Annotated in this window: 6 protein-coding genes; 1 reads left to right on the top strand and 5 read right to left on the bottom strand. The window is 65.6% G+C overall.

All coding sequences use genetic code 11. From position 1 onward, the window contains the following. Positions 1–54: 54 nt before the first annotated feature. A complete protein-coding gene (locus ACO2Q9_RS13265; protein WP_423312099.1) occupies positions 55–16,041 on the top strand; it encodes a calcium-binding protein in 15,987 nt (5,328 codons plus the stop codon). Here the strand turns inward: ACO2Q9_RS13265 and ACO2Q9_RS13260 are convergent. From ACO2Q9_RS13260 to ACO2Q9_RS13240, 5 genes are all read right to left on the bottom strand, one after another. Then, positions 16,007–17,323: a glycosyltransferase family 4 protein gene (locus ACO2Q9_RS13260; protein ID WP_423312097.1), complete on the bottom strand. Its 1,317-nt coding sequence runs from the start codon at positions 17,321–17,323 to the stop codon at positions 16,007–16,009. The genes ACO2Q9_RS13265 and ACO2Q9_RS13260 overlap by 35 nt on opposite strands. Beyond that, positions 17,320–18,654, bottom strand: coding sequence for a TolC family protein (locus ACO2Q9_RS13255; RefSeq protein ID WP_423312482.1), 1,335 nt, complete (start codon positions 18,652–18,654; stop codon positions 17,320–17,322). Before ACO2Q9_RS13255 ends, ACO2Q9_RS13260 begins: the two co-directional genes overlap by 4 nt. 19 nt (positions 18,655–18,673) lie before the next feature. After that, positions 18,674–19,711 carry an HlyD family secretion protein gene (locus ACO2Q9_RS13250; protein ID WP_423312095.1) on the bottom strand — a complete coding sequence of 346 codons (1,038 nt, stop codon included), beginning with the start codon at positions 19,709–19,711 and terminating at the stop codon, positions 18,674–18,676. Next, positions 19,708–21,459 (bottom strand): type I secretion system permease/ATPase, encoded by a 1,752-nt coding sequence (locus ACO2Q9_RS13245; RefSeq protein ID WP_423312093.1) that lies wholly within the window; start codon positions 21,457–21,459, stop codon positions 19,708–19,710. The genes ACO2Q9_RS13250 and ACO2Q9_RS13245 overlap by 4 nt, the downstream gene beginning before the upstream one ends. Positions 21,460–21,553: 94 nt before the next feature. Further along, positions 21,554–22,402: a fumarylacetoacetate hydrolase family protein gene (locus tag ACO2Q9_RS13240; protein WP_423312091.1), complete on the bottom strand. Its 849-nt coding sequence runs from the start codon at positions 22,400–22,402 to the stop codon at positions 21,554–21,556. Positions 22,403–22,417 lie beyond the last annotated feature (15 nt).

Below are 22,417 nucleotides of genomic sequence, written 5' to 3'. Positions count from 1 at the left end.
GCATTCCGCCGGCCCGCGATGGGTCCGCACAAGCACCGAGAGGGAAGAGAACTTATGGCCGCCATCAATGGAACCTTCGGCAAAGACATGCTCATTGGCGAGGTCGGAAATGACACCCTGATGGGTTCCGGGGGTGAAGACACCCTGATCGGTCTGGCAGGCAATGACCTGATCAATGGGGGCGACGGTTTTGACACCGCCAGCTATGGTGGCGCCACCGCCGGTGTGAACGTCAACCTGGCGAGCGGCGTCGTTTCTGGCGGCGCAGGCACGGACACGCTGGTCAGCATCGAGGCGGTAGTGGGCTCGTCGTTCAACGACACCCTCACTGGTAACGCCGACGACAACGACTTCGAAGGCGGCCTGGGGAACGATGTCATCACCGGCGGCGCGGGCTTCGACGTGGCGATCTACACGCATGCCAACGCGGCCGTGAACGTGAACCTCGCCACCGGTGTGGTGAGTGGCGGCGACGGCAACGACACGCTATCGGGCATCGAAGCAGTGTTGGGATCGGCCTACAACGACACACTGACCGGCGGCGCGGGCGAAGACGCCATGGGCGGCGGTCTGGGCAACGACGTCATGGACGGCGGCGGCAGCAATTTCGACGAGGTCTATTACGGCAACGCGAACGGCAGCGTGCAGGTCAGCCTGGAGACCGGCGTCGTCACGGGTGCGGACGGTAACGACACGATCAGCAATTTCGAGATTGTGACGGGCTCGCGCTTCAGCGACATCCTGCAGGGCCACATCACCAACACCGGGATCTTCGACTGGGTGGGCTACGACAACTCCACCACGGGTGCGAACGTCAACCTGGCCACCGGGCTGGCAACGGGCGGCGGCGGCAACGACACCATCAGCGGCTTCGAGGGCATCATCGGCTCGGAATACAACGACACGCTGGTCGGCGATGCCGGCAACAACGTGCTGATGGGCGGTGATGGTGCAGACACGCTCATCGGCGGCAAAGGCAACGACACGCTGGACGGCGGCGAGGTCTTTGACCGCATCAACCTGGATGACCGAAACCTCGTCACCTACGCCAGCAACACAACGGCCGGGGTGAACATCGATCTGTCGGGCATCACCGGCAATGGTGGCCAAGGCCAAGGCACAGCCACGTCCGCCGACAGCGGGAGTGACGTGCTGATCAACATCAGCTTCTTGCAGGGCTCAAACTTCAACGACACCATCACCGGCAGTTCGGCCATGGTGTTCGAGCAGTTCGAGGGCGGCGCGGGAGACGACACCATCAACGGCGGGACGATCACCGACACGCTCAACGCAGTGAACGGCAATCGTGTGAGCTACCAGAACGCCGGTGCAGGCGTGAACGTCACCCTCACCTTCGACGAAGTAACCAAGGCCGTCGGTGGCACCGCGAGTGGAACTGCGACCGGCAACGACACGCTGGTCAACATCAATCAGGTCCGTGGCTCCGCGCATGCAGACTCGATCGTCGGCTCAAGCCGTTCCGATCTGACCGAGTTGTTCGAGGGGCGTTCCGGCAACGACTACATCAACGGCGGCGGCGGTTACGACATCGCGCGCTATGACTCCGCCTCGAGCGGCGTGAATGTCAATCTGGTCACGGGCATCGGTCTGGACGGGGACGGCGGCACCGACACGCTGGAAGGCATCGAAGGCATCTACGGCAGCGACTGGAACGACACGCTGATCGGCGGCCTGGCTGCCAACGGCGTGACGGTGTCCGATGGTCTGTCCGAGAACTTCAGAGGCGGCCGGGGCAACGACCTCATCAACGGCGGCCAGGGCTACGACCGCGCCGACTACAACAGCAGCACCAGCGGTGTGTTCGTGCAGCTCAACGACACCGCGGATGGCATCGGTTACGACGGCTTTGGCGGTGTAGACACACTGATTGGCATCGAGGCCGTGCGCGGCTCCGCCTATGACGACACGCTGATCGGCAGCAACACCGCCCCATTCGAATCGTTCGAGGGCCGTGAGGGCAACGACTCGATCGACGGCCAGGGCGGCACCGACCGTGTGGACTACCAGAACTCCACTGGCGCCGTGAACGTCAACCTGGCCACCGGTGTCGCACAGGATGGCTACGGCGGAACCGACACGCTGAAGAACATCGAGAACGTGCGTGGCTCACGCGATTTCAACGATTCCATCACCGGCAATTCAGCCAACAATTCATTGCAAGGCCTCGGCGGCAATGACACGCTGATCGGCGGTGCGGGCAACGACACGCTGGACGGGGGGGACGGCAACGACTCGCTCGACGGCGGCACGGGCAACGACTTGCTCATCGGGGGACCTGGCAACGACACACTCGTTGGCGGGGATGGCGACGACACACTCATCGGTGGTGCCGGCAACAACAGCATTGTCGGCGGCAACGGGCGCGACATTGCCTACTATCTCGCAGCCACCAGTTCGGTCACCGTCAACCTGCAAAACGGCACGGCGACTGCTTCGGCCGGAGCCGACACCCTGAGCGGCATCGAGTTCGTGATCGGCTCGAATTTCGACGACAACATCATCGGCAGTACAGCGGCCGAGACGATTGGCGGTGGAGGCGGCAACGACATCCTCAACGGCGGCGCAGGCACATACGCAGCCGGTACACAGAACACCGTGTTCTACGGTGATGCCACTGGCGCGGTCACCGTTAACCTGGCCGACGGCACCGTCACAGGCGCAGACGGCAATGACACCATCAGCAATTTCGACAACGTCGTGAGCTCGAACTTCAACGACACGTTCTTTGGCAATGCCAATTTCAACCGCGTGTCCTACGAAGCCTCAGATTTCGCAGTGACTGCCAGCCTGGCAACCGGGCTTTCGTCCGGTGGTGGCGGCAACGACACCTTCATCGGGTTCGAAGGCCTGAACGGCTCCGGCTTCAACGACTCGCTGACCGGCGACGGCAACGACAACGAGCTGGTCGGCGGCGGGGGCAACGACACATTGATCGGCGGCGGCGGCAATGACTTGCTGCGCGGCGGCGCGGGCTCGGACTTCCTGATCGGCGGCACCGGCAACGATACGCTCGACGGCGGCGCGGTGACCGACATCAACCTCAACGACCTCAACACGGCGTCCTACACGGGCAACGCCGCAGCCGTAACGGTCAGCCTGGCAACCGGCACAGCAACCTCGGCCGACAGCGGCACCGACACGCTGATCAGCATCCAGGTGGTGCAGGGCTCGAACTTCGACGACAGCATCACCGGCAGCACCACGGCCATCCTCGAACAGTTCGAAGGCTTCGGCGGCAACGACACCATCGACGGCGGTGCCATCACCGACCTGATCAACGGTGACAACAGCAACCGTGTCACTTACCAGAACGCGGGCACGAGCGCGAACCTGAACATCAACCTGGGCGCCAACGGCATCAACAGCGGCATGGCCACCGGCACGACCGGCACCGACACGCTGCTCAACATCAACCAGGTACGCGGCTCTGCCGGCGCCGACACCATCATCGGCAGCGACCGCACGGACGTCACCGAATCCTTCGAAGGCCGCGGCGGCAACGACAGCATCGACGGCATGGGCGGTTTCGACGTCATCCGCTACGACCAGACCAACCTGAACACCGGCGTGGTGGTCAACCTGTCCACCCACACCGCGTCGGACGGCCTAGGCGGCACCGACACCATCTTCAACATCGAAGGTGTCTTCGGCTCGGCATACAACGACTACCTGACGGGCGGCGACACGCTCAACGGCGGCGCCTTCATCGGCGACCGCAACCTCATCGAAGTCTTCCGCGGCGGCGCGGGCGACGACACCATCGACGGCGGCGTCGGCTTCGACCGCGCCGACTACAACACGAGCAACTTCGGCGCCTATGTGCAGCTGGGCGGCAGCGAGGTCGGCTTTGCCTATGACGGCCTCGGCGGTTACGACACGCTGCTGAACATCGAGGCCGTGCGCGGCTCCGAGTACGACGACACGCTGATCGGCAGCAATGCCGACCTCGAGTCCTTCGAAGGCCGCGCGGGCAACGACTCCATCGACGGCCGCGATGGCTTCGACCGCGTGGACTACCAGACGGCACGCAGCGGCGTGAACGTCAACCTGCTGACGGGCCTGGCGTCCGACGGCTACGGCGGCATCGACACGCTGGCGGGCATCGAGAGCATCCGTGGTTCGGCTTTCAATGACACGCTGACCGGCGGCGACGGCGACAGCGAAATTTCCGGCGGCTTCGGCAACGATTCCATCGTGGGCGGCACGGGCGAGACGCTGATGGAAGGTGGTGCCGGCAACGACACACTGGTCGGCAATGCTGGCGGCATGAGCATTGCGAGCTATGCCAACGCAGCAAGCGCAGTCACCGTCAATCTAGCGACGGGTACGGCCACCAGCGCGACCGAAGGCAACGACACGCTGAGCAACATCAAGGCGGTCATCGGCTCCAGCTTCAACGACACCATCACTGGCGGCGCGGGCAATGAAACCATTGCCGGCATGGGAGGCAACGACTCGCTCAACGGTGGACTCGGCAACAACACCGTGTATTACGGTGACGCGTCTGGCGCGATGTACATCGACCTGCTGGCTGGCTCGGCCTCGGGCGCGGACGGCACCGACACGCTGGCGAATTTCAAGAACGTCATCGGCACCGCGTTCAACGACACGATGGTCGGCACCACGGCGACCGACAACATGCTGGACTACAGCTCGGCCGACGCCGGCTCGTTCAACAGCGGCGTGAACGTCAACCTCGCCAGCGGCATCGCCACGGGCTCGGCAGGCAACGACAACTTCTCGCTGTTCGAAGGCGTGGTCGGCTCCGACTACAACGACACACTCATCGGCGACAGCGGCCACAACATCCTGCTGGGCGGCAAGGGCCTGGACCTGATCAACGGCGGCGCGGGCAACGACACACTGGACGGTGGCGCCGTGACCGACCGCCTCGGCTATCTGGACGCCAACACCGTGAGCTATGCCGCAAGCACGGGCGGTGTCACCGTCAACCTGTCCGGCATCACCGGCGACGGCACCACCGGCCAGGGCACCGCGAACGACGGCATGGGCGGCACCGACGTGCTGCGCAACTTCAACTTCGTCACCGGCTCCGCCAACAACGACACCATCACCGGCAGTTCAGCGCTGATCTTCGAGAACATCGAAGGCGGCCTGGGCGACGACTCGCTGAACGGCGGCGTCATCACCGACCTTGTGAACGGTGACAACGCCAACCGTGTGAGCTATCTGTCTGCCAATGGTGCGGTTACCGTCAACCTCGCAACGGGCCTGTCCAGCGGCGCGGCCGGCAACGACACGCTGACCAACTTCAACCAGATCCGGGGCTCCAACTACGGCGACACGCTGATCGGTTCCGACCGCACCGACATCAGCGAAAGCTTCGAAGGCCGCAACGGTGCCGACTCCATCGTCGGCGGCGGCGGCATCGACATCGCGCGCTACGACAACACGACGTCCGCCGTCCATGTGAACCTGGCCGATCAACGCGCCTACAACGACGGCTCCGGCGCTGTCGATACGCTGGAAGGCATCGAAGGCGTCTTCGGCTCCATCTACGGTGACTCGCTGGTCGGCGGCAATGCCCAAGGCGGCGTGGTCACGAGCGACGGCCTGATCGAATTCTTCCGCGGCGGCGCGGGCAACGACACCATCGACGGCGGCCAGGGCTACGACCGCGCGGACTACACGAACAGCACGTCCGGTGCCTACGTCCAGCTGAATGGCGCGCTGGACGGCTTCGCGAACGATGGCCTGGGTGGCAACGACGTATTGCGCAACATCGAAGCCGTGCGCGGCTCCGACTTCAACGACACGCTGATGGGCAGTTCCGCCGAATTCGAATCGTTCGAAGGCCGCGCCGGCAACGACCTGATCAACGGCGGGGGCGGTGTGGACCGCGTCGACTATCAAAGCGCGCGCGGCGCCGTGAACGTCAACCTGGGCACTGGCATCGGGCTCGACGGCGAAGGCGGCGTGGACACGCTCATCGGCATCGAGAACGTGCGCGGCTCGACTTTCAACGACGCCATCGTCGGTGACGGCGGTGCCAACTCGCTGCAGGGCAACAGCGGCAACGACAACCTGGCCGGTGGCGGCGGCAATGACACGCTGGACGGCGGTGCGGGTGACGACACCATGGCCGGCGGTGACGGCGACGACATTTACATCGTCGACAGCGCGGGTGACCGCGTGTTCGAACAGGACCAGACCGGCGGAACGGACTCGGTATGGACCAGCTTGTCCAGCTACGCCCTCACCGCCAACGTCGAAAAGCTCCTGTACACCGGCACCGCCGCCTTTACCGGTACCGGCAATGCCGGCGCGAACTCGATCAGCGGCGCCAACGGAAACGACACGCTCATCGGCGCGGAGGGTAACGACACCCTCGCGGGTAACGCAGGGGACGACTCGCTGTCGGGCGGAGCGGGCGCAGACCTGCTTGTCGGCGGCGCCGGCAACGACACGATCGACGGCGGCATCGTCACCGACCGCATCAACTACACGGACGTCAACACTGTCTACTACGCGAACTCCACTGGTGCCGTCACGATCGACCTGTCGGGCATCACCGGCATCGGCAACACCGGGCAGGGCACCGCCAGCGATGGCATGGGCGGCACCGACGTACTGCGCAATGTGTCGTTCGTGCAAGGCTCCAGCTACAACGACTTGATCACCGGCAGCTCAGCGTTGATCTTCGAGCAGTTCGAAGGGGGTGCCGGCGATGACACCATCGACGGCGGCGCAATCACCGACCTGATCAACGGCGACAACGCCAACCGCGTGAGCTACCAGAACGCCGGCGCCGGCGTGCTGGTCAACCTGGGCTCCGAATATGCCGTAGGCACGGCCACCGGAACCGACACGCTGCTCAACATCAACCAGGTGCGCGGGTCCAATTTTGCTGACACGATCACCGGCTCGGACCGCACCGACGTCACCGAAAGCTTCGAAGGTCGTGCGGGTGCCGACTCCATCAATGGCATGGGCGGCTTCGACTTTGCGCGCTACGACAACGCCGCGAATGGCATCAACGTCAGCCTGGCCGCGGGTCGGGCCTACAACGACGGTCACGGCTCGGTCGACACGCTGGTGGGCATCGAGGGCGTGTACGGCTCCAACTTCGCCGACTCCATCGTCGGCAGCGACGCGGAATACGAGTTCTTCCGTGGCGGCGCTGGCAATGACACCATCGACGGCGGTGCGGGCTACGACCGTGTGGACTACACGTCCAGCACCGCAGGCGTGAACGTGAAGCTCAACGACTCGCTGGACGGTACGGCCGCCGACGGCCTGGGCGGTACCGACGTGCTGCGCAACATCGAAGCCGTGCGCGGCTCGGCGTTCAACGACACGCTCACCGGCAGCGACACGGCGGCGATCGAATCATTCGAAGGCCGGGAAGGCAACGACTTCATCGACGGCCGTAGCGGCATCGACCGCGCCGACTACCAGGCCTCACGCGCCGGCATCAGCGTCAACATGGGTCTGGCCACGGTGACGGTCTCGGACGGCTACGGCAGCACCGACACGCTGGTGGGCATCGAGAACATCCGCGGCTCGGCGTTCAACGACACCATCACCGGCAGCGCCGGCGCCAACTTTCTGGAGGGTGGCGGCGGCAACGACAGCATTGCCGGCGGCGCGGGCAACGACACCATCAGCGCAGGCACGGCTGGCCTGACCGGCAGCGACACGGTCGACGGCGGCGCAGACACCGACACTCTGCAGGTCCTTGGCGCGAAAGCCGACTACATCGTCACGCGGCCCAACGCGACCGACACCACGCTCGTCAACACGACGACCGGTGAAAGTATCCTCCTGCGCAACATCGAGAACATCGCCTTCAGCGACGGCACATTCTCGGTTCCCGATGTACAGGCAGGCAATCCCAGCCCGTTCGCCGACTCCCTGACCGGCACCACCGGCAACGACACGCTCAACGGCCTGGCCGGCAACGACACCCTGGTCGGGCTGACCGGCGACGACACCTATGTGGTGGATACCCCGAACGATGTGATCGTCGAAAACGAGGGCGAAGGCATCGACAACGTGCGCGTTGCATTCGCTGCGGCCGGCACGTACGTCATGGCAGCGAACGTGGAGAACGCTGCCATCGTCGCGGCCGATGGAACCGCACTGGCGACCGCCGGAGTTGGCATCACCGGCAATGCGCTGGACAACGTCATCACTGGCAATTCCGTTGCCAATACCCTGCTCGGCCTGGAAGGCAACGACACACTGGACGGCGGCGCGGGTGCGGACTCCATGGCTGGCGGCATCGGCAACGACACCTACATCGTCGACTCCACCTCCGACATCGTGACCGAGGCGCTGAATGCGGGCACCGACACCGTGCTCACGAGCACCACGTCGCTCACCCTTTCTGCCAACGTCGAGAACCTCGCGTACACCGGCACGGGGGCGGTTGCATTCACCGGCACCGGCAACCTGTTGAACAACAGCATCGCTGGCGGTATTGGCAACGACACGCTGTCCGGACTGGATGGTGACGACACGCTCGCGGGCGGCGCTGGCAACGACAGCCTGCTTGGTGGCAATGGCAACGACAGCCTGCTGGGCGGCGACGGCCACGACACACTGGTGGGCGGCGCGGGTGTCAACATCCTCGAAGCTGGTGATGGCGACGACGTGTACGTCGTTTCTTCAGCTGACGACACGGTGATCGAGGCCAATGGCACCGACCGCGTCGAGACCACCCTGACGACTTACACACTTGCCAATCTTGTCGAGAACCTCAGCTTCACCGGCACCGGCAACTTCACCGGCACCGGCAACAGTGGCGCCAACAGCATCGTCGGCGGCGCAGGCAATGACTCGCTATCCGGCGGCGGCAACGTCGACACACTGATCGGCGGTGGCGGAAATGACACGCTGGACGGCGGCATCGGCGACGACGTGATGATCGGCGGTGCAGGCAACGACACCTACATCGTCGATTCGACACTCGACACAGTGACCGAACTCGCCGGCGGAGGCACGGACACCATCGTCACCTCGCTCACCAGCTACACGCTGGGTGCTGAAGTGGAGAACCTGGCGTATGCGGGGAGCGCAGACTTCACAGGCAATGGAAACGCACTGGCGAACTCCATCACCGGCAGCACCGGCAACGACACGCTCAACGGCGGTGCTGGCGTGGACACGCTGGCGGGCGGCCTGGGCGACGACACCTATACCATCGAAGCGGCCACCGATATCGTGCAGGAAGGCGTGGGTGCGGGCGACGACACCGTCAGACTCAACTTCACTGCGGCGGGTAGCCATACGCTTGCGGCCAACGTCGAGAAGGCAGTCATCGTCTCCGCCAACAACATTGCCATGACGGTCACCGGCAACGAACTGGGCAACGACATCACCGGCAACGCCGGAAACAGCACGCTCAACGGCGGCGCGGGCAACGACACGCTGCGCGGCATGGGCGGAAACGACCTGCTGGACGGTGGCGCGGACGTCGATACGGCATTCGTGCTAGGCACAAAAGCCAGCTATACCATCTCCCGCACGTCCCTGACCGATACCACGCTGGTCAACGGCGTGACCGGCGAGAACATCATCCTGCGCAACATCGAGAACGTGCAGTTCTCCGACGTCCTGGAAACCATTGGTCAGGTCAACAACAACCAGCCCAGCATCTTCAATGACGTGCTGACAGGGACGAGCGGCAACGATACGCTCAACGGCCTGGCCGGTGCCGATACGCTGGTCGGCCTGGCAGGGGACGACACGTATGTCATCGACAACGTGGGTGATGTGATCACCGAGGCGTTTGACGAAGGCACAGACACGGCAGAGGTCGGCCTGACCGCGGCGGGCAACTACGTTCTGGGCGCGAATGTCGAGAATGGCACGATCACCAATGCAACGGCAGGCGTGACCCTCACCGGCAACGCACTGAACAACCGCCTGACCACCTGGACACCAGGTGCCAACAACACCCTGGCCGGCGGCCTGGGCGACGACACCTACTTCATCGACTCCACCGCAGACGTCGTGGTGGAAGGCCTGAACGCCGGCACGGACTCCGTGTCGCTCGTGCTGACGACAGCCGGCACCTACACGATGACGGCCAACGTCGAGAACCTGTTCATCAACTCGGGCGCGAGCCTCGCGGTCAACGCCATCGGCAACGAGCTGGGTAACCAGATCTACGGCGGCGCGGCGGCAAACAGCATCTCTGGCGCGGGCGGTGACGACGTCATCCTCGGCGGTGGCGGCAACGACACCCTTGACGGTGGCGCCGGCAACGACCAGTTGCGCGGCGAAGCAGGCAACAACAGCCTGATCGGCGGATTGGGCAACGACACGCTGTACGCCGGCACCGGCAACGACACCATGGACGGTGGCGCGGACAGCGGCAGTCAGGGTGACTGGCTGGTCATGGCGGGTCTCAAGAGCGACTACACCATCAGCCGACCGAATGCGACGGACACGCTGTTGGTGCACAAGACGCTTGGCACTACCACGCTGCTGCGCGGCATCGAGACCATCGAGTTCCTGAGTGAAGGCACCTTCACGCTGGCGGAAGTGCAGGCGGGCAACCCCAGCCCGTTCGCCGACCTGCTGACCGGCACGGTCGGCAACGACACCATCGACGGCCTGGCCGGCATCGACACCATGGTCGGCCTGACGGGCGACGACACCTACGTGGTGGACAACCTGGCCGACGTGGTCACCGAAGCCCTCAACGAAGGTACGGACCTCGTCAACGTGGCACTCATCGCGTCCGGCTTCTATACGCTGGGCGCCAACGTCGAGAACGGCACGGTCACCGCATCTACCGCACTGACGGTGGGAATCACCGGCAATGACCTGGACAACGTGCTGACCGGCAACGCCGGCGCCAACTCGCTGTCGGGCGGGCTGGGCAATGACTCGCTCTCCGGCGGTGCGGGTGTGGACACGCTGGTCGGCGGCGACGGCAACGACACGCTGGACGGCGGCGTGGGCGCGGACAATCTGGCTGGCGGCTTGGGCAATGACGTCTACATCATCGACTCGGCCTCGGACGTGGTCACGGAAGCACTGAATGCAGGCACCGACCGCGTCGAGCTGGCTTTCACCGCGGCAGGCTCCTACACGCTCACGGTCAACGTGGAAAACGCCACCGTCACGGCGGCGAACACCATCGCCGTCAGCGTGACCGGCAACGACCTGGCCAACAACATCGCGGGCAACGACGCAGCCAACACCCTGCTGGGCGGCATCGGCAATGACACGCTGAGCGGCAACGGCGGCAACGATTCGCTGGACGGCGGCGTGGGCGACGACAGCGTGGAGGGCGGCGCGGGCAACGACACGCTGGTCAGCAGCGCCGGTGTCGACACGCTGATCGGCGGTGAAGGCAACGACGTCTACGTCGTCAACATCGCGACCACTACGGTGACGGAACTCGCCGACGAGGGCACTGACCGCGTCGACACCAACCTGACAACCTACACGCTGGGCAGCAACCTCGAGAACCTCACCTACACCGGCACGCTGGCCTTCACCGGCACCGGCAACGGCCTGGACAACAGCATCACGGGTGCGGGCGGAAACGACTCGCTGACCGGCGGCGACGGCAACGACACGCTCGTCGGCAACGCCGGCAACGACACGCTGGACGGTGGCACTGGCAACGACAGCATGGTCGGCGGCCTGGGCAACGACACCTACATCGTCGATGCCGTCGGCGATGTGGTCGTCGAGGCGGTCGGCGGCGGCATCGACACCGTCCTGACCAGCCTGACCACCTACACGCTCGGCACGGAAGTCGAGAACGTCACGTACACGGGCAGCGCGGACTTCGTGGGCACCGGCAACGGCCTGGCGAACGTGATCACCGGCAGCACGGGCGATGACACGCTGGTCGGCGGCGTCGGCAACGACACGCTGCTGGGCGGCGACGGTGCGGACTCGCTGGACGGCGGTGCGGGCATCGACAGCATGACCGGCGGCCTGGGCAACGACACCTACGTGCTCGATGTGGGAAGCGACATCGTGGTCGAAGCAGCAGTCTCGGGCGACGACACCGCCCTGCTGGCATTCACAACTGCAGGCGCCTATGTGATGGCAGCCAACCTCGAGAACGCGACAGTCACCGCCGCGAACACGATTGCCGTGAACGTGACGGGCAACGACCTGGCGAACACCATCACCGGCAACGGCGCGGCCAACAGCATCTCGGCCGGCCTGGGCAATGACACGGTCGATGGCGGCGCAGGCAACGACACCATCGACGGCGGCGCAGGCAACGACAGCCTCACCGGCGGTCTGGGCAACGACAGCCTGCAGGGCGGCGCGGGTGACGACACGCTGGACGCAGGCACCGGCATCGACATCGTCGACGGCGGTGCCGACAACGACCGCTTGGTCATGACCGGCAACTACGCCCAATACACAGTCACGCGCCCGAACGCGACCGACACGCGTCTGGTCAGCGTGGCACTGGGTCAGGACGTGACGCTGCGCAACGTGGAACTGGTGCAGTTCGCCGACGGCGTGCGCACCATGGGCCAGGTGTGGGGCAACTTCCCCAGCATCTTCGACGACGGCATCTCGCTGGGTGCGGGCAACGACTCGGTCGATGCGCTGGCAGGCAACGACACCGTCTTCGGCGGTGACGGCAACGACACGCTCATCGGCAACGCGGGCAACGACTCGCTGGACGGCGGGACGGGCGACGACAGCCTGGTCGGCGGCCTGGGCAACGACACCTTCGTGGTGGACTCGGTGGGCGACGTGGTCGTCGAACTCGCGGGTGGCGGCACGGACACCGTGCAGACCACGCTCGCGGCGTATACGCTGGGCACCGAGGTGGAGAACCTCACCTACACCGGCAGCGGCAACTTCACCGGCACCGGCAACGCAGGACTGAACGTCATCACCGGCGGCACGGGCAACGACAGCCTGAGCGGCGGTGCCGGCAACGACACGCTGCTAGGCAACGCGGGTAGCGACACACTGGACGGCGGTGCCGGCGTGGACAGCATGCTCGGCGGCGAAGGCGACGATGTCTACGTGCTCGACGTCCCGACGGATATCGTGTCCGAGGCGGTCAACGCGGGACGCGACAGCGTGGTGATCAACTTCGCGACGACCGGCGCCTACACGCTGACGGCTAACGCGGAGGATGCCGTGGTGACCTCAGGCATCACCGTGCAGGTCACCGTCAACGGCAACGAGCTGGCCAACAGCATCCTCGGCCACGCCGGTGTGGACATCCTCTCTGGCGGCCTGGGCGATGACACGCTGGATGGCTCGGTGGGCAATGACACGCTGGACGGCGGCGCGGGCAACGACAGCCTGATCGGCGGCACCGGCAACGACAGCATCCAGGGCGGCACCGGCAATGACACGCTGGTGGCAGGCAACGGCACCAGCATCCTGGACGGCGGCGCGGATTCGGACATCGTCCGTGTGCTGGGCAACTTTGCCGACTATGTCGTGACACGCACCACCGCTACCGACACGGTACTCACCAGCGCGAGCTACGGCACGGTCACCCTGCGCAACATCGAGCAGGTGCAATTCGCCGATGTGCTGATGGAGATGTATCAGGTCCAGAACAACACCGCCTCCAACTTCGCGGACACGCTGGTCGGCACCGGCGCGTCGGAATCGCTGGACGGGCTACTGGGCAACGACAGCATCACCGGCCAGGGCGGCAACGACACGCTGAACGGCGGCGGCAGCAGCGACACGCTGGTCGGCGGCATGGGCGATGACCTCTACATCGTGGACATCGCAACCGATGTGGTGGTGGAAGCCGATGCGGAAGGTACCGACCAGGTGAATGTCGCCTTCACTGCGGCAGGCACCTACGTGATGACGGCCAATGTCGAGAATGCGACCATCACCTCGAACGTGACCGGCGTGAACGTCACCGGCAACGAGCTGAACAATCTGATCATCGGCGGTGCAGGCGCGAATGCGCTGGTTGGCGGGGCGGGCAATGACACGCTGATCGGCGGCGCGGGCAGCGACGTGATGACCGGCGGCGACGGTGACGACGAATACGAACTGGATGTCGCCAGCGACTCGGTGGTCGAAGCGGCCACGGCCAATTCGGGCATCGACACGGTCAAGCTGGCCTTCACCAGCACCAGCAGCTACACGATGACGGCGAACGTGGAGAACGCGGTGGTCACCTCCACCGGCAGCTTCGCGGTCAACGTCACCGGCAATGCGTCGAACAACACCATCACCGGCCACTACGGTGCGAACAACATCTCCGCGCTGGCGGGCGACGACACGATCTACGGCATGGGCGGCAACGACACCATCGACGGCGGCATGGGCAACGACCTGCTGCAACTCGACGGTGTGCTGACCGACTACGCGATCACCCGTCCGAGCACGACCACGACGCTGTTCACGCGCATGGCAACAGGCGAGGTGATCTCGGTCAGCAATGTGGAGAACATCGAGTTCACATCCGCGCCCGGCCCGGTCACGCTGGCCTCGCTGCTGGCGCAGATCGGCTCACCCGGCGCCGACACATTGAGCGGAGGCACTGCAAGCGACACGCTGTCCGGCGCAGCCGGCAACGACTCGCTGGCAGGTGGCGCAGGCGACGATGACCTGCAGGGCGGCGACGGCCTTGACACCCTGTGGGGCGGCGCGGGCAACGACATCCTGGACGGCGGCGCCGGCAACGACACCTACCTCTTCAACATCGGCGACGGCGACGACATCATCGACCAGAACGATGCCCTCTCCACCGGCGACGTCGTGCTCATCGGCTCGCCCGTTGGCAACTACGCCTCCGGCGAGACCACCCTCACCCGCGGCTGGCACAGCTACAACGACCTGGTCATCACCGTCTCCTCCGGCTCCCCCGGCGCCGAGCAGGCCGATCACATGGTCATCAACGACTTCTTCCTCAACGACGCCCTGAACAGCGCCGGCGCCATCGACCTCATCCGCTTCGCCGTGGACAACTCCACCTTGAGCCAGGCCCAGATCATGGCCGAGCTGCTCAAGGGCACCTCGGGTGACGACTGGCTGCGCGGCTACGAGGCCAGCGCCGACAGCATCAACGGCGGCGCCGGCAACGACACCATCGGTGGCGCAGGCGGCAACGACACCCTCATCGGCGGCCAGGGCAACGACATCCTCTACGGCGACGCCGGCAACGACAGCCTGGACGGCAGCTCCGGCAACGACAGCCTCTTCGGTGGCGAGGGCAACGACATCCTCGTGGGCGGCACCGGCAACGATGCCCTGGCCGGCGGCAACGGCAACGACACCTACGCCTTCGCCCTCAGCGGCACCAGCGCCCTGAACAGCAACCACGACGTCATCACCGACTCCGCAGGTGACGCCGACGCCGTCACCTTCAGCGCCGGCATCCTCGCCTCGGCCACGCAGGTCGCACGATCAGGCAACGACCTCGTCGTTCGCTTCGGCGCCAGCGCCCACGACAGCCTGACCATCGAGAACTACTTCTCCTCCCCCGGCTCCGGCGCCACGGCCACCGGCTCCGGCCTCATCGAGAAGTTCAACTTCGCCGATGGCACGAGCTGGGCCTCCACCAGCGTGCTGCAGAAGGTGCTGGCCGCCACCGACGGGGACGACTTCATCTCCGGCTATCTGGGTGGCGAGAACCTCTCGGGCGGCAACGGCAACGACACCCTCTACGGCAACGAGGGCAATGACTCGATCCTGGGCGGTGCGGGCAACGACCAGCTCTTCGGTGGCATCGGCAACGACACGCTCTCGGGCGGCGCGGGCAACGACACGCTCTCCGGCGGTGACGGCGCCGACCGCTTCGTGCTGGACTCGGCCACGGGTGTGGACGTGATCACCGACTTCGTCTCGGGCATCGACAAGATCGCCATCAGCAAGTCTGTCTTCTCCTCCATCTCCGGCTCCGTCGGCTCCTCGGCCACGCTCGCCTCGCTGGGCTCGGCCGTCTCCTACGACTCGGCCACCGGCGCACTCACCTATGACGCCGATGGCGCCGGTGGCTCAGGCCCCCTCACCATCGCCATCATCGGGCAGTCAACCCACCCGGCTACGCTTTCTTCGGACTTCCTGATTTTGGCTTGACGGCCGATGCGGCCTTCGCTGGCTTTGCCGGCTTGACCGCAGGTGTTGCAGGTGCCGCTTCGCCCGTGACGAAACGAATCAGCGCCGGCAGGCAGTGCTGCTTCAGGTCGTAGCCGTCGACGATGGTCTTGCGTGCATTCGTGCGCAGGTGCTGCAGGCTCTCGCGACGCTCGAGCGTATCGGCCACGGTGCGTGCGAGGGCGGAAGGATCGAAAAAATCCACGAGGATGCCGTTGTGCCCATCGCGGATCACCTCTTCCACCGGCGCGGTCTTCGAGCCGATGATCAGGCAGCCGACGCTCATCGCCTCCATCAGCGACCACGACAGCACGAACGGATAGGTCAGGTACACATGCGCGGCCGACACCTGCATCAGCTGCGTGAGTACCTCGTGCGGAATGCGGCCCACGAAGTGCACCCGCTTGCGGTCGACGCGATCGGCCACGCTGCTCCAGAAAGTTTCCTTCCAGGTGGTGCCCGCCGGCGGTGCACCGCCGTAGCTCACGCCGTCGCCACCCACGATGACGACGTGTGCGGACGGACGCGCTGCCAGCAGTTCGGGCAGTGCTCGCATGAACACGTGATAGCCGCGGTACGGTTCGAGTTCACGCGCAACAAAGGTGATGACCTCGTCACCGGGCCTGAACACCAGCCCTGCCGAACGCAGCGACACGCTGGCTTTCGGATCGGGCCTGAAGCGTGCCGTGTCGATGCCGTCGTGCACGACGGTGATGCGATCACGGAACCATGCGGGGTGCTGGTCGCGCTGGAACTTTGTCGGCGACAGGCCGGCGTCGCTTGCTTCCATGGCCTGCAGCAGATGGGTATTCTTGATACGCACACGCTTGCGGCTGACTTCATTGGCCGAAGAAAACTCCGGATCGAACCCCACGTCGCCGCTGTCAGAACCGTAGTAGTACTCGGCATACATGAGATGCCGCGCCTTGGGAAACACTTCGCGCGCGAAGATCGCTTCGCCCCAGCCCGGATGCGCAAACACCACGTCGGGCTCGAAGCCTTCGCTCCTGATTTTCTGCATGGCCTGTGCAGCGGACTCGCCCCGTGCGTACTTGCTCAGGTACTCGTTCATCTTGTCGTCCACGCCCTGCGTCACGCTCTTCGGGTAACCCTTGGGTGCGTGGACAACATGACGCACGCCCGGCATAGCCGGGCTCAGCGCGCTCACGCCCAGCGCAACGACTTCGTGCCCCTGCTGCGCAAGCGCAGGGGCCAGATGGCGGAACTGCCCGGGGAAGTTCTGGTGGATGAACAACACCTTCATTTCTTCGCGTCCTCGAAAGCCTTGTCCAGCCGCGCGACATCCGCATCCGCCAGAACGCCGGCCGTGCTGCGCAGCTTGACCCAGGCACGCAGGTGCTCGGCACGCACGCGCACCAGATCGCGTTCGACTTCGTAACGCTGGCTTTCCGCATTCAGCACATCCAGCATGACGCGGATGCCGCCCTTCACGCTCTGGCGTGTGGCATCCACCTGCAATGCAGCGGCTTCGCGTGCAAGACCCAGGGCCTGGATGCGCCCTGCCGTGCTCGCCACCTGGCTGTGGAAGAGCCGCACGTCGGCCAACGCGCTTTCCTGTGCATCCAGCAATTCGGCTTCGGCCTGCGAAGCCTGCGCCACGGCCAGCCGTGCGGCGGAATCGAGCCGGCCGCCGTTGAAGATCGGCACCGTGAGCTGCACGCCGATGGAGGCTTGCGTGTTGGTCTGGTTGAGCGTGTTGACTGAATCCGAATCATTGCGCGAGAGGCTGCCGATGGCATCCACCCGCACCTTCTTCTGTGCATCGTTGCGCTGTGCTTCGGCCCGCGCGACGCTGGCGGCGTGGCGTGCCACGCGGATCTGCGGGTTGTTTTCAAGTGCCAGCGCTTCCCATGCCGACAGCGGTTCGGGCTCGAGCCTGAGCGGCTCGAAGCCAGGCGACAGCGATGCGGCGTCCGCTGGCTCCTGGCGCCCCGGCTGTGCAGGCGCGCCGCCCACCATGGTTGCCAGGCGGCGGCGCGCATCGCGCAGCGATTCTTCGGCTTCGATGCGCTGCGCACGTGCCAGCTGGAGGCGCGAGCGTGCCTCCAGGCTGTCGGTGCGTGTGCCTTCGCCGAGCTGGATCATGCGTTCCGCACCGCGCGACTGCTGCTCGAGCGCCTGGATCAATGCGTCGACGGACACCAGCTGACCGCGTAACACGGCCGACTGCAGGTAAGCGTCGATCACGCGCAGGCTGAGCTCCGCGTCGCGTACGGCCAACTGCGCTTCGCCCTGCAGCGAGCGCGCCTCGCCAATGGCCACGCGGGCCTGCAGTTCGGGGGCATAGAGGGGCTGGCGCACCTGCAGGGCCAGCGAACTGCTGGTGTAGGCAGAGTCACGCGACACGGCGCCCACCCGTTGCTCCAGCAGATTGCGGTAAGCCGAAGCCGATGCGGTGGCCTCGGCAGAAGTTGCCGCCTTGCCGGCGATGCGGTATTCGCGGCTGCCTTCGAATTCACGCAGGGCGATCTGGTACCGCGGGTCGTGGGTGCGCGCCGCCTGCAGTGCTTGCGACAGCGACAGCGTGGTCTGTGCATGCACCGTGCCCGCCGCGATGAAGGCGAGCCCCAACACGAGAAGCAAGGGCCGCGCGCTATTCCTCACGCAGGCCCCCATGCACCCGGTCGGCCAGCGGTTTGAAGAGATAGCTCATGAGCGTTCGCTCGCCGGTCTTCACGAAGATATCCACCGGCATGCCGGCTTTCAGCTCGACACCCTGCAGCATCGACGCGCCCTGCCGGTCCACGATGGCCGTCATGCGGTAGTAGGGAATGCCGCTGCGCTCGTCCACCACGCGGTCGGCCGAGACGACCGTGACCTGGCCTGGCACCACCGGCGTGCTGGTGCGGTTGAAGGCGGTGAACATCAGCTCGACTGGCAGGCCCGCCTGGACGCGGTCGATCACATTGACGGGCACCTGCCCTTCGACCACCAGGGGTGCCGCTTCGGGAACGATGTCGAAGAACTTGTGGCCGGGCTGCACGATGGCGCCCTGCGTGAACACCGTGAGCCCCTGCACGACACCCGCCACAGGGGCACGCACATTGAGGTTCTTCAGGTCGAATTCGTACTGGATCGTGCGCTCACGCACTTCTCCGATCTGCCGCTCCGCCCGGCCCAGCGTGCCCTGGTCGGCCGCTGTTTCGCCTTCGAGTTGTGCCACCTGTCGCTGCAGCTCGATCACGCGGTTGCGCGGCACATAGCCTTCCTTCGCCAGCTGATCGAGGTTGTCGGCCTGCGAGACCAGCAGCTTCATCTGCGACTGGCGCGACTGGATGGACGCGCGCAGGCCGCGCACCTGCGCCTGCAGGCCGCCGGTCATCTCGCGCGCCGCGTTGAGGTTGGCCTGCACGGCCACGGGGTTCATCTTCACGACGACCTGGCCTTCCTTGACCACATCGCCATCGCGCACCAGTACCTGGTCCACCATGCCGCCCGTCAGGTGCTGCACGGCCTTGCGATTGCCTTCGGCCACAAGATAGCCCGACACCGGCACGCCACGGTCCAGCGGCGCGAGCGAAGCCCAGGCGATGAAACCTCCGACGCCCGCCACCACGATGAACAGACCCAGCCAGATGAAGCGCCAGATGGCGCGATCGTCAACCTGCACGGATGCCTGCTGCCCGCTCATGCCTGCACCCCTTGTGCAGGTTGTACCGGTTGCACGGCCTGCGCCTTCGCCTTGGCCGCCGCGTTGGCCTGCGCCATCTGCGCGATGACTTCGGCACGCGTTCCCGACATCTGCACCGCACCTTCGTGCAGCACCAGCAGCCTGTCGCACGCGGCCAGGGTGCTGGCGCGATGCGTGATCAGCACGACGGCGGATCCGGCCCGGCGCATCTGCGCCATGGCGGCAAGAAGCGCGATCTCGCCGGCGTCGTCGAGGTTGGAATTCGGTTCGTCCAGCACCAGCAGCTTCGGCATGCCATAGATGGCGCGCGCCAGGCCCAGCCGCTGCTTCTGCCCGCCCGACAGGCCACCACCGCCATCACCGAGCACCGTGTCGTAGCCCTTGGGCAGACGCAGGATGAGGTCATGCACACCGGCCATCTGTGCGGCGCTCACGACAGCTTCAGGTGCGGGCGTGCCGAACCTTGCGATGTTGTCGGCTACGGTGCCGGCGAAAAGTTCCACGTCCTGCGGCAGGTAGCCCAGGCTCGGGCCGATCGCATCACGCGAGAGCTGCTGGATGTCCGCGCCGTCAAGCCGCACCACACCGGCCTGCGCCGGCCAGATGCCAAGCAGCGCGCGCGCCAGGCTCGACTTGCCCGAGCCGCTGGCACCGACGACGCCGAGCACTTCACCCGGCGCGATCTCCAGATCGATGCCCTTGAGCACCGGTGACTCGCGGCCCGGCGGCACCACGCTCACCCCCTTGAGCGACACCTGGCCCCGGGGCTGCGGCAGCGGCAGGCCCGTGGTCTGCGCCGGATGCCGCGCCAGCAACTCGCGCAGTCGCGCATTGGCGCCGCGTGCCGACGAGAACTGCCGCCACGAGGCAATGACCTGGTCCACCGGGCTGAGTGCACGGCCTGCCAGGATCGAGGCCGCCACCATCATGCCGGGCGTGAGCTCGTTGCGGATGACCAGCGCGGCGCCGATGCCCAGCACCAGTGACTGCTCCGTCATGCGGATGAACTTGCTGAGCGCCGCGACACCGGCTGAGCGCTCGCTCGCAGTGGACTGGCTGGCCAGGAATGAACGATGCACGTCGCGCCAGCGCGCGCGTACACCGCCGAGCATGCCCATGGCGTGGATGGCTTCCGCATTGCGCAGCGTATTCGTGGCCAGGTTGTCGGAGACGATGGCGTTCTGCGCGGCCTGCTGCATCGGCGCGTGCGTGATGCGTTCGTTGATCCAGGCCAGCAGCACGAGGACCACGGTGCCCGCCGTCGCGAACCAGCCGAGGATGGGGTCGAACGCGAAGATGACGGCCAGGTAGACCGGGAACCACGGCGCATCGAAGAAGGCGAACAGCGCGCTGCCGGTCATGAACTGCCGCAGGCTGGTGAGGTCCGTCACGGCCTGCCCGGCCGACTGCCCGGGCGAAAGCAGGCCGCGCCGGAAGGCCGCTTCGTACACCCGGTCGGAGAGGCGCCGGTCGAACTGTTCGCCCAGCGCGATGACCACGCGCGAGCGCACATATTCGATGAGACCGGAAAGAACATAGAGACCGACCATGATGCCGGTCAGCATGATCAGCGTGGTCTCGTTGCGGCTGGGCAGCACGCGGTCGTAGACCTGCAGCATGTAGATGGAAGGAACGAGCAGCAGCAGGTTGATCACTGCGCTGAACAAGGCCACGATGACGAAAACGCTGCGGTAGGCGCGCAGCGCCGCCGAGATTTCCCCCTGCCCCGATGTTGTACTTGCGGACATCGACAACCTGGCTGATACAGCCGCCCTGACCCTGAAGCAACTGATTGTAACGAGGCCACTCCCTCCGGAAATGACCCGCTCGCACTGTTACGCGTCAGCGTTTGAACGCCACCACAGTCTGCTTCTGCTGGCCTAGGCCCTCGATGCCCAGTTCCATCACGTCGCCCTTCTTCAGATAGAGCGGCGGCTTCTGGCCCAGGCCGACGCCGGGCGGTGTGCCGGTGGTGATGATGTCGCCGGGCATGAGCGTCATGAACTGGCTGACATAACTCACCAGCTTGGCGACGCCGAACACCATGGTCTTCGTGTTGCCGGTCTGCACGCGCTTGCCGTTGAGATCGAGCCACATGCCCAGCTTCTGCGGGTTGGCGATTTCGTCGGCGGTGACGAGCCACGGACCCACCGGGCCGAAGGTGTCGCAGCCCTTGCCCTTGTCCCACTGCGGACCGCGTTCGAGCTGGTACTCGCGCTCGCTCACGTCATTGACGACGCAATAGCCGGCCACGTGGCTGAGCGCATCCTTCTGCGAGACGTAGCGCGCCCTGGTGCCGATGACGACACCGAGCTCGACTTCCCAGTCGGTCTTGACCGAACCGCGGGGCAGCATCACGTCGTCGTCCGGGCCCTGCAGGCACGTGGTGGCCTTCATGAAGACCACGGGTTCCTTGGGCACCGGCACGCCGGATTCGGCGGCATGGTCGGCGAAGTTGAGACCGATGGCGATGAACTTGCCCACACCCGACACCGGGCAGCCCATGCGGGGCTTGCCCCGCACCAGCGGCAGCTTGTCGGTCCTGATCTTCGCGATCTTCTTCAGCGCCGCCTCGCCGAGCTGCGCGGGTCCGATGTCGGGCACGACGCCGGAGAGGTCGCGCAGCTTGCCGTCTGCATCGATGAGGCCCGGCTTTTCCTTGCCCGGGTTGCCATAACGTACGAGTTTCATTGTTGTCCTTCGGTT

Source organism: Variovorax sp. VNK109, assembly GCF_049445855.1.
Classification (GTDB): Bacteria; Pseudomonadota; Gammaproteobacteria; order Burkholderiales; family Burkholderiaceae_C; genus JAGOCV01.
The sequence above is the reverse complement of the archived record's forward strand: the minus strand, read 5'-3'. Positions and strand labels throughout refer to the sequence as shown.

What these genes read in the sequence shown, in the direction of transcription:
- ACO2Q9_RS13265 (WP_423312099.1), top strand. Translation starts at nt 55, where the DNA reads ATGGCCGCCATCAATGGAACCTTCGGCAAAGACATGCTCATTGGCGAG.
- ACO2Q9_RS13260 (WP_423312097.1), bottom strand. Translation starts at nt 17,323, where the DNA reads ATGAAGGTGTTGTTCATCCACCAGAACTTCCCCGGGCAGTTCCGCCAT.
- ACO2Q9_RS13250 (WP_423312095.1), bottom strand. Translation starts at nt 19,711, where the DNA reads ATGAGCGGGCAGCAGGCATCCGTGCAGGTTGACGATCGCGCCATCTGG.
- ACO2Q9_RS13245 (WP_423312093.1), bottom strand. Translation starts at nt 21,459, where the DNA reads ATGTCCGCAAGTACAACATCGGGGCAGGGGGAAATCTCGGCGGCGCTG.
- ACO2Q9_RS13240 (WP_423312091.1), bottom strand. Translation starts at nt 22,402, where the DNA reads ATGAAACTCGTACGTTATGGCAACCCGGGCAAGGAAAAGCCGGGCCTC.